This window comes from Lelliottia jeotgali, from assembly GCF_977070485.1.
The window spans coordinates 255,233-268,595 of record NZ_CDRVFO010000008.1 but is presented as its reverse complement, the minus strand read 5'-3'; the positions used below and the strand labels follow the sequence as shown (position 1 = coordinate 268,595).

Here is a 13,363-nt window from a genome sequence, read left to right as displayed (position 1 = left end):
GGGCTACTGCGCAGCCCATCGCCGGCAAGCCGGCTCCTGCAGGGTCTGCACTCTGACCTGTAGGAACCGGCTTGCCGGCGATGGGCCGCAAAGCGGCCCCAAATCGCTTTCTCTTGTGATCAGCGCCTGGCATGGGTACCGTGACCTGCACTTCAAGCAAGCATCCCGGAGCCCCGCCCCATGCGTCTCAGCCCTTCCCTGCTAATCACCGCCCTGCTGCCCCTGTTCGCCGGCTGCCAGATGCTGGCCGCCCCACCAAGCGATCCGAACATCGGCACTGTGCGCATGCAGGGCGAATTGAGCGCCGGCGGCGGCCAGTTGCTGTTCAAACCCTGCAACGAGTCCCGTCGCTTCGTGATCAAGGATGTGGCCGGCACCGGCATTTTGCAGGAAGCCGCGAACCTGGCCGACGACGCCGGTGACAAATTGTTCGCCGATGTGCGGGGGCGCCTGACCGGCAGCAAGCAGGCCGACAACGACGGCCAGCTCGAGGTACGCCGCCTGTACCGTCTGGAACCGTCCACCCGCGCCTGCGAAGACCCTAACTTCAAGCAACTGACCCTGCGCGCCAGCGGTCATGAGCCCGAGTGGGACGTCAAGGCCAGCGGCAAAGGCATGGTGCTCAACCGCATTGGCAAGGAACCATTGCCGCTGCCCTTTCTGGAAGAGGAAGTGCCCGGCGGCGGCCTGACCTTGACCAGCGAAGCCAACGGGCAGCATGTGGAACTGTGGGTTGCCCCGCAGCGTTGCGTCGATACTGCCACCGGTGCCGTGCGCCACCTGCGCGCCGAGCTGCGCATCGATGGCCAGACCCTGCAGGGCTGCGGCTACTACGGCGGTGCACGCGACAACTGATCGCCGGGCACTTTTATCCTGCCAGTCAGGGCGGCGAACAGCTTATACTTGGCGGTTTGTGTAAAGCCGCCGGCCGCCCATGGCCGGGATACTGGACCCTGCCATGCTACGAATCACCGAACTGAAGCTGCCCCTGGACCATCCCGACGAAGCGCTGCGCGAAGCCATTGTCCAGCGCCTGGGCATCCGCGATGAGCAACTGCTCAGCTTCAACCTGTTCAAGCGCAGCTACGATGCGCGCAAGAAGAACAGCGAACTGCTGTTCATCTACACCATCGACCTTGAAGCCAGCAACGAAGCAGAGCTACTAGGCAAGTTCGCTGACGATCGCAACATCAGCGTCGCGCCGGATGTCACCTACAAGTACGTTGGCCACGCCCCTGCCGACCTGCAAGAGCGCCCGATCGTGGTCGGTTTCGGCCCGTGTGGCATCTTCGCCGGCCTGCTGCTGGCTCAGATGGGCTTCAAGCCGATCATCCTCGAGCGTGGCAAGGAAGTGCGCCAGCGCACCAAGGACACCTGGGGCCTGTGGCGCAAGAGCGTGCTCAACCCCGAGTCCAACGTGCAGTTTGGCGAAGGCGGTGCCGGGACCTTCTCCGACGGCAAGCTGTACAGCCAGATCAAGGACCCGCTTCACCATGGCCGCAAAGTGCTCGAAGAGTTCGTCAAGGCCGGTGCACCGGACGAGATCCTCTACATCAACAAGCCGCACATCGGTACCTTCCGCCTGACCGGCATGGTCGAGCAGATGCGCCAGGACATCATCGCCATGGGCGGTGAAGTGCGCTTTCAGGAGAAGGTCACCGACCTGCTGATCGACGATGGCCAACTGAGCGGTGTGGTGTTGGAGAGCGGCGAGCAGCTGCAGTCGCGCCACGTGGTGCTTGCCCTGGGCCACAGCGCCCGTGACACCTTCCGCATGCTTCATGGTAAGGGCGTGTTCATGGAAGCCAAGCCGTTCTCGGTGGGCTTCCGTATCGAGCACCCACAAACGTTGATCGACAAGGCACGCCTTGGCAAGTATGCCGGCCACCCGAAACTGGGTGCCGCTGACTACAAGCTGGTGTACCACGCCAAGAATGGCCGCTCTGTGTACAGCTTCTGCATGTGCCCCGGCGGTACCGTGGTCGCTGCCACCAGCGAACCTGGCCGCGTCGTTACCAATGGCATGAGCCAGTATTCGCGTAACGAGCGCAACGCCAACTCCGGCATCGTGGTCGGTATCGACCCTGAGCGCGATTACCCGGGGGGCCCGCTGGCGGGTATCGAGCTGCAGGAGCGCCTGGAGGCGCACGCCTATGTGATGGGCGGCAGCAACTACCAGGCACCTGCGCAGCTGGTCGGTGATTTCGTGGCCGGCAAACCGTCCACAGCGCTAGGCACCGTCGAGCCGTCGTACAAGCCGGGCGTCACCCTGGGTGACCTGGCGCCGAGCTTGCCGGACTTCGCCATCGAGGCAATCCGCGAGGCGCTGCCAGCCTTCGATCGACAGATCAAAGGCTACAACCTGCATGATGCAGTGCTGACCGGCATCGAAACACGCACCTCCTCGCCGCTGCGCATCACCCGCGGCGAGGATTACCAGAGCCTGAACGTGAAGGGGCTGTTCCCTGCAGGTGAAGGTGCCGGGTACGCCGGGGGCATTCTCTCGGCCGGTGTTGATGGCATTCGCATTGCAGAGGCCGTGGCGCGGAATATGCTCGGGCTGTAAGCCGGTCCTCGCAGAGACAGCGCTGAACCTGTGAACAGCGCTGCCCCGGGAGCCGGATTGCCGGCGACAGGGCCAGGACAGGCAAATAAAAAACCCCGAACGGACCTGGCCAGTTCGGGGTTTTGTTTTTTCCCGCGCTCAGTGCGTAACGCGGCTGGTACCGTCGACAGTCATGATGCGCACACGCTCACCGACGCGGAAGATTTCGTTCTCCTGCACGGCCTGCACATAGGCGCGCATGCTGCCATCGTCCTCACGCACGGTGATTTCGACACCTTGGGTGCGGGTGATGCCTTCCTCGGCAGCTGAACCCGCCAGGCCACCGGCCACTGCACCGATTACCGCTGCAACGATACTGCCGCGGCCACCACCAATGGCGCTGCCGGCAACACCACCGACGATTGCGCCTGCACCGCCGCCGATAGGGGTTTTGGTGCCTTCGATCTTGACCGGACGCAGGGACTCGATAGTACCCATGCGCACGGTCTGCACGCGACGGGCTTCATCACGGGAGTAGCTGTCGCCGGTCAGGCTCGAAGCACAGCCGCCCAACAACAACGACATGGTGGTAAAGGTCGCCACCAGCAAAGCGGATTTACGCATGGGTAAAGTCTCCATAAGTCAGGTGTCCATTAGACGCTGCACCTCGACGGCTGTCACGGTAGCAAAGCCATAAAATTATTTCCGTTCAGCTACGGTACAGTCTCCGAGCCGGGCTTGGAAATCTAGACAGAGGATAGTCAGGGTTTACTGCATTGAAGTGGTGACAGCATGCATGGGGCTACCGAGCAGCCCCATGAACGTCACGGAGCCAGGCGCTCGCGTGCCCATTGGCCATCGACCCACCGATAGTTCAGCCGGTCATGCAACCGGCTCGCCCGCCCTTGCCAGAACTCGATGCGCTCCGGCAGCAGGCGGTAACCTCCCCAATGCTCGGGGCAGTGGGGCTGGGTATCGGAGAACCGGGCCTCAGTGGCCTTCACCAGCCCTTCGAGCGCCTCACGGCTGGCAATCACCCGGCTTTGCGGGGAAGCCCAGGCCCCAAGGCGGCTACCCAGCGGGCGGACCTGGTAATAGTCATCCGACTCTTGGGGCGTAACCTTTTCCACACGCCCCTCAATGCGCACCTGACGCTCCAGCGCCGGCCAAAAGAAGGTCATGGCAGCGTAGGGGTTGGCCTGGAGTTGCTGGCCCTTGGCGCTGTCGTAGTTGGTGAAGAAGGTGAAACCTCGGTCGTCGAGCCCTTTGAGCAACAAGACGCGGCAATGGGGACGGCCATCACCGTCGACCGTGGCGAGGGTCATGGCATTGGCCTCCACCGGTGGCTGCTCGGTCTTTACCGCATCGGCGAACCATTGATGGAACAGAGCGAACGGCTCGCCCGGCGCCTGGGCTTCAGCCAGGCCATCACGGGTGTAGTCGCGGCGCATATCGGCCAGGGATTGGGTCATGGCTGCGTTTCCTTGACGATCAGTTGGTCTTCGCAGGGCTATTGACGGCTACTTTTTTCTCGGCGGTAGCTTTCTTGGCTGCGGGCTTGGCCGGCGCAGCTTTCTTTTTGGCGGTGGTTTTAGCAGGTGCCTTGGCTTTGGCTACAGGCTTTTTGGCAGCAGGTTTGGCCGCAGCCTTGGCGGCTGGCTTGGTATCAGCTGCCTTGGTAGCGGGTGCCTTGGTGTCCTGGACAGCAACCATCGAGGCAGGTGCCGGCGCTGGCCGCTGATATTTAGCCATCAGGGCAAGCATGGTGTTCTGCGGTGTCAGCAGCATCTCCACGCGACGGTTCAGGGCACGGCCTTCAACGCTGTCGTTCGCTGCGCGTGGCATTTCCGAGCCCATGCCCTTGAGCGACAGGCGGTCACGCTTCAAGCCGCTCAAGCGGAAGATCGCCGACACGGAAGCGGCGCGCTCCAGGCTGAGCTTCTGGTTGGTAGCAGCAGCGCCGCTGGTGTCGGCGTGGCCCAGCACCAGCACGGCAGTCTTGGGGTCGCCTTCGACGGCTTTGGCCACTCGGGTAATCGGGCCCAGGCTCATAGGCAGCAGCATGTTAGGACGATCAGGGTTGTAGGAGCTGTCAGCCGGGATGGTCACAACCAACACATTCTCACGGCGCTCCAACTCCAGTTTGCTGTCCTTGATCGCTTCACGCAGTTTTGGCTCGTACTGGTCGAGCCAGGCCTGGGTGGCCTTTTCGTCGATTTTTGGTACAACCGGGCCCTTGACCTGCTTGTCGTCAGCGCCAAAGGGCCACCACCACCGGCTGGCGCTCTCGGACTTGGCATCGGCCTTGGCGACTTTTTCGGTGACGGCCTGCTTCACTTCCTGCTCGGCGACCTCGTCCGAACCGAATGGCCACCAGCTGCTGAGGCCGCCCTTCGAGGCATCTTGGGAATGGCTGGCGCAGCCGGTCATAGCGGTCAGGCACAGGGCGAGAGCTAAGGTTTTATGTGAAGACATCAGCGATACACCATGAAATAGAAAGAGATTTTGCCCACACACTTGAGGCGTTGGCATTGAGGATAGTCAAAGGGGTTGCGCAATACCCGCGTTACCCGATCAAAGGCAAGTACCAAGGACACGCACCAGTTGCTGGGCTCTTGGGTCCATGAGCACGTAAGGGCCGAGGGTATTGACCACGAAACCGAAAGCAACGTCGTGCTCGGGGTCGGCAAAACCGACCGAACCACCTGCGCCGGGATGCCCAAAGGCCCGCGCACCCAGGCCGAATGTGGCGTTGGCCACTGCGGGCTGGTCAAGCATGCAGCCAAGGCCGAAACGGGTCTTGGTCAGCAGGGTGCGATCCTCGCCGATGCTGTGTTCACGCGTCAGCTCATCGAGCAACTCAGACTCGAGCAGGCTGCCGTCGAGCAGGCCAGCATAGAAACCCGCCAGGCTACGGGCATTGCCATGACCGTTGGCCGCCGGTTGCTGCATGCGGCGCCACTCAGGCTTGTTGGTACTGGTGAGGATCGCTGGCGGGTTGGTGAACGCGCGGGTAGACAACGCCTCGGGCTCACGCATGGTCACCTGCAGCAGGCGCTGGGCGGCAGCATCGCCGGCGTTGCCCTTGCCGCGTGCGATATGGGCCACGCGATGGAATTCTTCGTCTGCCAGGCCTACATGGAAGTCCAGCCCCAGCGGCCGCGCGGTACGCGCCACAATCGACTCCCCAGGGCCACGGCCATCGGCGCGACGGATCAACTCGCCGATCAGCCAGCCGTAGGTGATGGCGGCATAGCCGTGCGCTGTACCAGGCGTCCACCAAGGTGTCTCGGCGGCCAGCGCATCGACCATGGCTTGCCAGTCATACAGGGCCTCTGCTGGCAGCAGTTCGCGGATGGCGGGCAAACCCGCTCTGTGGCTGAGCAGTTGGCGCAGGGTGACGCTCTCTTTGCCTGCCTGGGCAAACTCGGGCCAGTAGCGCGCCACCGGAGCATCCAGCGCCAGCTTGCCTTCACCGACCAGCTGCAGCGCCGTGACGGCAGTGAAGGTCTTTGTGCAGGAGAAGAGATTGGCGATGGTATCGCTGTGCCAGGCCTGCTGGCCGTCTTTGTCGGCGCTGCCCGCCCAAAGGTCGATTACAGTCTCGCCACCGACCTGGATGCACAGCGCCGCGCCGCGCTCCTGGGGATCATCGAACAATGCCGCAAACGCTTCACGCACTGCCTCGAACTTCAGCTCATAGTGACCCTGGATCTGCACCCGCCCGTTCTCCGTTCGACCTTGCTGAAAAAGGGGTGCATTGTTTCAGTAGTTGGCGGTTTTGCCTACTGGGCAAGGCTGGATGATCACGCAGAAAAGCGCCCTTTTCAGGGCGCCTCGTCGGTTGGCGCCCCCGTGGTAGAGCCCCCTTCGTGCAACAGGCTGCTCAACTGACCAACGGCCTGACGGTTACTCTTGCGCACCGCCTCGACAAAATCCGGATACGGCGTATCGGTGATCGCCACCAACCCAAGGTGCCCGTTTTCGCCATCGAGCAAACGCCCGCTGGCAGGCTGGTCGAGATATTGGAACCAGTGAGCGCCGACGATCATCGGCTGCGCCAGTGCCGCTTTGAGGAAGTTGCCGTAGGCCGGGCCACGATCCTCTTCACGCGCCACTTCCACCGGCCCCGGCCAGAAAGGCCCACGGTCACGAGAACCGAACTGGAATTCGGACACCAGCACCGGCTTGTCCAGCTCCGCCAGCTGGGCGAAGTCGTAGCCGTCATCGGGTTTGAGGGTATAGAAGTTGAAGCTCAGCACATCGCAGAACTCGGCGCAGGCCTTGACCGCTTCGGGTGTGCTGACGGCAAAGCGCCCGCCCAGCAGAAGGTGGTTGGGCGCATGCCAGTTCAGCGAATCGGCGATGGTCTTGAAATAGGTTTCGGCGAACACCTGCTGGAAGTGCTGGTAATCGCGTTCGATCTCAGGGTGCTCGGGGTTGGGCAGCGGCGCCTCGAAGCCTGGGTCTTCCATCAATTCCCAGGCTTGCAGGTCAATGCCCCAGGCCTTGGACAGCCCCTGCTGGTTACGGTACTTGTCGCGCAGTTGCTTGAGGAAGGCACGCTTGGCCGGCACATCGGTTGTCAGACGCAGGGTGCCATAGGCAAGGCCGTAACGGGCCTTGGGGTCATTACCAGGCGCAGCCCAGGCCAGCTCGTTATCGGCAAAGTAACCGATCAGCCAAGGATCATCCCGGTGGTCACGGGCGGCGATGGCCACAGCACGCTCGGTGGCCATGGCGAAACGCGGATCGAACGGGTCGGGCATGCGCCCCCACCAGTCCATGCCTGTGCTGATGCTGGCATAGTCACCGACGATCGACAGCGGCAGGGTATAGGGCATGCGTTTGGCCTGGCCGAGTTCAGGGTCGCTCCAGTTGCCCAGGGTATTGAAGCCCCAGGCCTGCAAACGATCGAGCGTATGTGCCTGCCAACGAGCGGTATCCAGGGAAGGCGGCGGACAGGGCGCGGCAGGTTGCACCTCCCCCCCTGCCGGGCAAGGCTTGCCATGGGCGCGGTGGATGTTGGCCGCATAGAAGTCGAACCAGCGCCCCTTCTTGAAGTTGCGCCCCTGCGACGATGCATTGCCATCATCGTTGTTGCCCTCGCCATAAAAGGCGCCAAGTGCGTCACCTTCGCCCGGTAGCACACCAAACATCCCTTCGCGGCCGGCGACATAGGTACGCCCGCCATCGGCAGCCACTGCATTGACGCCCAACGAGTAAAACGGATGGCCATCGGGGGTTACCAGGTGCCAGCGGCCGTCACGTTTTTCCGTACGGAAGAAACCCTTGGCCTCGAACGCCGGCCCGGCAAGCAGGCCGCCGTAGCTGTCCAGCTGTTGCTTGTGATGCTCGGCCAGCCAGGCCTTGAGCTGTTGCAGCTCACGGTTGTCAGCAGCCTTCAGTTGTTCATCGTTGACCACCTTCTCGGGCCAGCGGCCGCGAGTGGACTGGCCGTAAGCGTCGATCAGTGCGTGGTAGGCCGCCTGGTAGGCAAGGTCATCGTCCTGGATACCGACCTTTTCGATCAGCAGGTTCTGCGCAACCTTGGGGCCGGGAATGCTCAAGCTGACGGATACCACCTGCTTGAGATCGACCTCACCGGCGCTGCTGGTCAGCAGCAACCGTTGCCCTTCATGGTTCCAGGGCATCGGTGGGCCGGCGCGCATGCCCTGGCTCAGAGGGGAGCTGGCCTTGAGCGGCACCATGACCGTCTGCGCAGGCCCTGCAGGCAGGTCGATACGGCTGGTCAGAGTACGGCCATCGCTGCCCAGCACCGTGACATCGACGGTCAGCGCCCAGTCCATGGCACTTTGCAGGCGCAAGGTCAGAAACTGCCCGGCCGACCAATCCCATGCACCACTCTGTGGGCTCAGCCGCAGGGTCGGCCGTTCAACCGGGTTGAACACCACCCGCCGCAACACCTCGCCTTCTGCGGTCTGTTCGGCGTTGTACTGCGGCATGCCGGCCCCTTCGGTCGCCACGTTGACGACCGAAGCCGGGCGCACGAAGCTGAACAGCGTCTGCTGCCCGGCCATTGCAGGCGTGCTGAGCAACAGGGTGAGAACAGCAGGCAAGGTGCGGCGGATCATAGGGCTCAGGCTCTCCTTCCAGGCCCTCATGGGCCCGCGACAGAGTGGTGGACAACGGGCCGGCACATCATGCTCCGGCCTTCAGGAAATCTCCCGCCGGAAGGGCGGCAGCGCATTGAGAATAGCCTTGCCGTAGCGTTGAGTGACCAGACGCCGGTCAAGCAAGGTAATGACGCCCCGGTCCTGCTCGGTACGCAGCAGGCGACCGCAGGCCTGAATCAGCTTCAACGATGCATCGGGCACGGCAATTTCCATGAAGGGGTTGCCACCGCGGGCCTCGATCCACTCGGCCAGTGCCGCCTCGACCGGATCGTCAGGCACGGCAAAGGGGATTTTGGCGATCACCACATGCTCGCAATAGGCACCAGGCAGGTCGACGCCCTCGGCGAAGCTGGCCAGACCGAACAGCACACTGTGCTGGCCATCATCGACCCGCGCCTTGTGCTTGTTCAGGGTTTCCTGCTTGGACAGGTTGCCCTGAATCAGCACCAGCTTGCGCCAGTCGCGGTCCAGGCCGTCGAAGACTTCCTGCATCTGTTTGCGCGAGGAGAACAGCACCAGCGCACCGCGGGCGTCTTCGACGATGTTCGGCAGCTCGCGGATGATCGCAGCGGTATGCGCCGCAGCATCGCGCGGGTCAGCCTTGAGGTCGGGCACCCGCAGCAGGCCGGCATCGCCATGCACGAACGGGCTAGGCACCACGCAGGTCACCGCATCGCGCGGTAGCCCCGAGCGCATGCGGAAGCGGTCGAACTTACCCAGCGCAGTCAGCGTCGCCGAGGTTACCAGCGCGCCATGGGCAACGCTCCACAGGCTACGCCGCAGCATTTCGGCAGCCAGAATGGGGCTGGCGTTGACCTCGATGTCGAACAGCGCGCCGCTTTCGGCCAGGGTCAACCAGCGGGCCATGGGCGGGCTGTCTTGCGGGTCCTCGGCAGTGAAGGCGGTCCACAGCTCCCAGTTGCCTTGGGCGCGGGTGACCAGGCTGCCGAACAAGGGGTACCACTCTTCGGCCTGATGGCTGGCAATACCGATGTTGACCTCGCCGTCCATGCCTTCCTTGAGCAGGTCGGCCAGACGGGTGAACAGGTCGTTGAGGCGAGCGAAGCCCTTTTTCAGCTCGATGCCGACTTCGCGGATCTGCTCGGGTACCACGCCGCCTTCGAAGCGATAGCGCGGGCGCTCTCGCCCCTCCACGTCTTCGCTGGGGCGAAAGTCGGCGACTTGCTCGCACAAGGTGAACATGAACTGTTGCTGGGTGCGGATTTCCCGCGCCAGCTCCGGCACCTGCTCGATCAGCTTGCCCAGATCGCCCGGCAACGGGTGCTGGGCCAGCAGTTTGGTCAGGTTCTTGGCAGTCTGCTCCAGCCAGTCGGCAGTGGAGCGCAAGCGCGAAAAGTGGGCGAAGTGGCCGATGGCCTTGTCGGGCAGGTGGTGACCTTCGTCGAACACATACATCGTGTCACGCGGGTCAGGCAGCACCGCGCCGCCACCCAGGGCCAGGTCGGCCAGGACCATGTCGTGGTTGGTGACGATCACATCGACCTTGCCCATGCCTTCGCGGGCCTTGTAGAACACGCACTGCTGGAAGTTCGGACAGTGGCGGCCTGTACATTGGCTGTGGTCGGTGGTCAGCCGCGCCCAGTCCTGGTCTTCCAGGGCCTCGGGCCAGCTGTCACGGTCGCCGTCCCAGCGATTGCCGGCGAGCTTCTCGATCATGCTGTTGAACAGCTTCTGGCTGCGCTCGTCGACCTCGATGTGAAAGCCCTCTTCCTCGAACAGCTGCGCAGTGGCCGATTGCGCATGGCCCTCCTGCAGCAGGATGTCGAGCTTGGACAGGCACAGGTAGCGGCCGCGGCCCTTGGCCAGGGCGAAGCTGAAGTTCAGGCCGCTGCTGCGCATGAGGTCGGGCAGGTCCTTGAAGACGATCTGCTCCTGCAGGGCCACGGTCGCGGTGGCGATTACCAGGCGCTTGCCAGCAGCCTTGGCGGCGGGGATTGCGGCCAGGCTATAGGCGACCGTCTTGCCGGTACCGGTACCCGCCTCGACCGCGACCACGGCAGGCTCGCCCGCGCGGCGGCCTTCATCGTCGCAGGCAATGTCGCCCAGGACCTTGGCCACTTCGGCGATCATCAGGCGCTGGCCATAACGCGGCTTGAGGCTCTTGGCTTCGAGAAAACGCGAGTAGGCGCCCTGGATGGTGGCTTTGAGTTCGTTGCTGATCATGGTCTGCAGGCGCCCGAAGGGCTGGATATATTTTCAGTGTTTCGCATGGGGCGGCTATCATACCCCGCTATTGCCCATTGTGCCGCATGGAGATCCGGATGCTTGCCTTTGCCCTCCCCTACACACTGCATGTCCTGGCCGCCCTTGTGTGGGTCGGCGGCATGTTCTTCGCCTGGCTGGTGCTGCGCCCGGCAACGGTTGCAGCCCTTGAGGGGCCTGCCCGGCTTCGGCTCTGGGTGGAAGTTTTCCGACGCTTCTTCAGATGGGTCTGGCTGGCAGTAGCCATTCTGGCGATAAGTGGTATCGGCATGTTGCACATGCGCTTCAACGGTTTCGAGACAGCTCCCAGGTATGTACAGGTGATGATGGGGGGCGGGATCGCCATGTTCGCGCTGTTCATGCGTATCCAGGCGCTGTTGCTGCCTGAGCTGAAGGCTGCGGTGCAAGCCGAAGACTGGGCCGCAGGCGCCGCGGCGCTAGGCCGGATCCGGCGCATGGTGGGGGCCAACCTCCTGCTGGGGCTGGCGGTGGTGGCGGTAGCCAGTTCGCGGTTACCGGCATAGCAGCGCAGCGCCGTGGTCAGCCACGGCGCGTCAGCTCTGCCTGCCGCGGTATGGACATCACATGGAAAATACCCGTCAGCAGTATCTGCAAACGATCGAACCAGCGGTGGCTGCGCCCACGCAAGCTGCCGTTGAAAAACAGCACTTCCAGAACGTGCAGCCCCAGCAAGGCAATACCCGCAGCATTGATCAACAGATTGAACGGCAGGGGCTGTGGCAGCATCTGGTTGAACAGCACCACGCCCCAGAAAGCGATGGTCAGGGTTTTACCCACTCCCAAAATGAATTTCATCTGCCGCTCCCATCGCTGCTCAGTTAAGGTGCAGGTCCACCCGCCGGTTTTGCGCACGGCCTTGTTCGGTGTCGTTTTCTGCCACCGGCTCGCTAGCCCCGCGCCCCTCGCTCGTCACCTTCTGCGGTGCCAGGCCCTGGCTGATCAAATACTGTGCGACGCTGCCAGCGCGCCGCTCGGAGAGTGCCTGGTTGTAACTGTCGGACCCGACATTGTCGGTATGGCCGACTACCTTGATCCGCGATACACCCAGCTCGTTGAGCCTGGGCAACAGGCTTTGCAGCCGTTGCTGGCTACCCGCCGTCAAGTCGGCAGAGTCGAATGCGAACATCACCTGGCCCTGGTCGTCGAGGGAGATCACCTGGGGCTGGGGGTCGGGTGCAGGTTGGCTGGGCGGATACTGCGGCAGCGGGCAGCCCATGTGGTCGACCGCCGTGCCAGCAGGCGTGTCAGGGCAACGGTCACGGCGATCGAAGACACCATCCTCATCTTCATCCCCATCCTGGGCGTAACAGATCAGGCCGCCGGCGATCGCCCCCAGGGCGCCACCGCCTGCAGCCCAGCTCGAGCTTTCGATAGCGCCCAGGCCACCGCCGGCCAGCCCACCGAGCAGGCTGCAGATGGGCCAGGTCCGTTGATTGAGGGGCGCACTGCCGTCACTGTGGGTGGCGCAGCCTGCCAGCAGGCTGGAAACCACCAGCAACGGCAGCGCCGCCTTTGACATGACACTCATGATGAATGCTCCTGTGTCGTTGGCCGCAACCGGCCTACAGGAGTAAAGACGCGCCCGCGCCACTTCTCAAGGCGCGGGCGCACGCCGTCAGCGCTCGATCTTGATCTCGGTGCGACGGTTCATCGAACGCCCATCGGCTGTGGCGTTGTCCGCTACAGGCTGGGTTTCGCCGGCACCGACCACCGACACGAAGCTGGCGCGTGGTACACCGCTCTCGACCAGGTAATCGGTCACCGAGTGGGCACGGCGCTCGGACAGGTTCTGGTTGTAACTGTCGGAGCCAACGCTGTCGGTGTGGCCGGTGACGCTCAGACGAGCGCTCGGCGCTTCCTGCTTCAGGCGTGTGGAAATGGTGTTCAGGCGTTCCTTGTCGGCTGGGGTCAGGCGCGCAGAGTCGAACTCGAAGTGTACGTCACGGATGACGATGACTTCCTCCTTCTGTACCACGACTTCCTCGACCACAGGCGCCGGCTCGGGCGGACAGCCATTGGCATCGACCTGCACACCACGCGGAGTACCTGGGCACTTGTCACGGCTGTCCGGCACGCCATCACCATCCTCGTCACCATCGCCGTTGGCCCAGCAATAACCAGCTGCCAGGCCACCACCCAGCAACGCACCCCAGCCAGCCCAGCTGGAGCTTTCGATGGCGCCCAGGGCAGCGCCGCCCACGCCCCCGACGGCAGCACACTTCGGCCAGTCGGTTTTCTGCAAACCTGCACAACCAGTCAACACACTGGTGAGCAGTACCAGGGGTATCGCTGTGCGTACTATGCTCATTTCGTAGCTTCTCCTAGGGGGAATCGGCATAAGGCCGATCCATGGGAGTAAAGACCGCGCTTCTCATCCCTGCCAGCAATAAGCCACGACACGGTCATACGGCGCTTTGCCCACGGCCGACAGCCCGTT

The 13,363-nt window shown here is 63.3% G+C and carries 12 protein-coding genes; 3 read left to right on the top strand and 9 right to left on the bottom strand.

Annotated features, from left to right (window positions below):
* Nucleotides 1–180 precede the first annotated feature (180 nt).
* On the top strand, nucleotides 181–855 hold the full coding sequence (locus ACW4TB_RS14735) for a COG3650 family protein (RefSeq protein ID WP_012313070.1): 675 nt from the start codon (nucleotides 181–183) through the stop codon (nucleotides 853–855).
* 103 nt (nucleotides 856–958) lie between these two features.
* Nucleotides 959–2,566 (top strand): NAD(P)/FAD-dependent oxidoreductase, encoded by a 1,608-nt coding sequence (locus ACW4TB_RS14730; protein WP_254467243.1) that lies wholly within the window; start codon nucleotides 959–961, stop codon nucleotides 2,564–2,566.
* 138 nt (nucleotides 2,567–2,704) lie between these two features.
* On the opposite strand, the gene ACW4TB_RS14725 is transcribed toward ACW4TB_RS14730, so the two are convergent.
* From ACW4TB_RS14725 to dinG, 6 genes are all read right to left on the bottom strand, one after another.
* Nucleotides 2,705–3,169 carry an outer membrane lipoprotein gene (locus tag ACW4TB_RS14725; RefSeq protein WP_012313068.1) on the bottom strand — a complete coding sequence of 155 codons (465 nt, stop codon included), beginning with the start codon at nucleotides 3,167–3,169 and terminating at the stop codon, nucleotides 2,705–2,707.
* A gap of 200 nt (nucleotides 3,170–3,369) precedes the next feature.
* Nucleotides 3,370–4,017, bottom strand: a complete 648-nt coding sequence (gene pdxH / locus ACW4TB_RS14720; protein WP_012313067.1) for a pyridoxamine 5'-phosphate oxidase — start codon at nucleotides 4,015–4,017, stop codon at nucleotides 3,370–3,372.
* Nucleotides 4,018–4,036: 19 nt separating this feature from the next.
* On the bottom strand, nucleotides 4,037–5,020 hold the full coding sequence (locus tag ACW4TB_RS14715) for an OmpA family protein (protein ID WP_279929708.1): 984 nt from the start codon (nucleotides 5,018–5,020) through the stop codon (nucleotides 4,037–4,039).
* Between the two features lie 99 nt (nucleotides 5,021–5,119).
* Nucleotides 5,120–6,265, bottom strand: coding sequence for a serine hydrolase domain-containing protein (locus ACW4TB_RS14710; protein WP_254467241.1), 1,146 nt, complete (start codon nucleotides 6,263–6,265; stop codon nucleotides 5,120–5,122).
* A 107-nt stretch (nucleotides 6,266–6,372) separates the two neighbouring features.
* Nucleotides 6,373–8,640 carry a beta-galactosidase gene (locus tag ACW4TB_RS14705; protein WP_279929704.1) on the bottom strand — a complete coding sequence of 756 codons (2,268 nt, stop codon included), beginning with the start codon at nucleotides 8,638–8,640 and terminating at the stop codon, nucleotides 6,373–6,375.
* 81 nt (nucleotides 8,641–8,721) lie between these two features.
* Nucleotides 8,722–10,866 (bottom strand): ATP-dependent DNA helicase DinG, encoded by a 2,145-nt coding sequence (dinG, locus tag ACW4TB_RS14700; protein WP_012313063.1) that lies wholly within the window; start codon nucleotides 10,864–10,866, stop codon nucleotides 8,722–8,724.
* A gap of 98 nt (nucleotides 10,867–10,964) precedes the next feature.
* Between dinG and ACW4TB_RS14695 the strand changes: the two genes are divergently transcribed.
* Nucleotides 10,965–11,429, top strand: coding sequence for a CopD family protein (locus ACW4TB_RS14695; protein WP_012313062.1), 465 nt, complete (start codon nucleotides 10,965–10,967; stop codon nucleotides 11,427–11,429).
* Between the two features lie 16 nt (nucleotides 11,430–11,445).
* On the opposite strand, the gene ACW4TB_RS14690 is transcribed toward ACW4TB_RS14695, so the two are convergent.
* The 3 genes from ACW4TB_RS14690 to ACW4TB_RS14680 form a co-directional block, all read right to left on the bottom strand.
* Complete coding sequence (locus ACW4TB_RS14690) at nucleotides 11,446–11,721, bottom strand: DUF1145 domain-containing protein (RefSeq protein WP_012313061.1); 276 nt, start codon at nucleotides 11,719–11,721, stop codon at nucleotides 11,446–11,448.
* Nucleotides 11,722–11,740: 19 nt separating this feature from the next.
* Nucleotides 11,741–12,454, bottom strand: a complete 714-nt coding sequence (locus ACW4TB_RS14685) for an OmpA family protein (protein ID WP_455828362.1) — start codon at nucleotides 12,452–12,454, stop codon at nucleotides 11,741–11,743.
* Between the two features lie 87 nt (nucleotides 12,455–12,541).
* On the bottom strand, nucleotides 12,542–13,234 hold the full coding sequence (locus ACW4TB_RS14680; protein WP_012313059.1) for an OmpA family protein: 693 nt from the start codon (nucleotides 13,232–13,234) through the stop codon (nucleotides 12,542–12,544).
* Nucleotides 13,235–13,363: the final 129 nt, after the last annotated feature.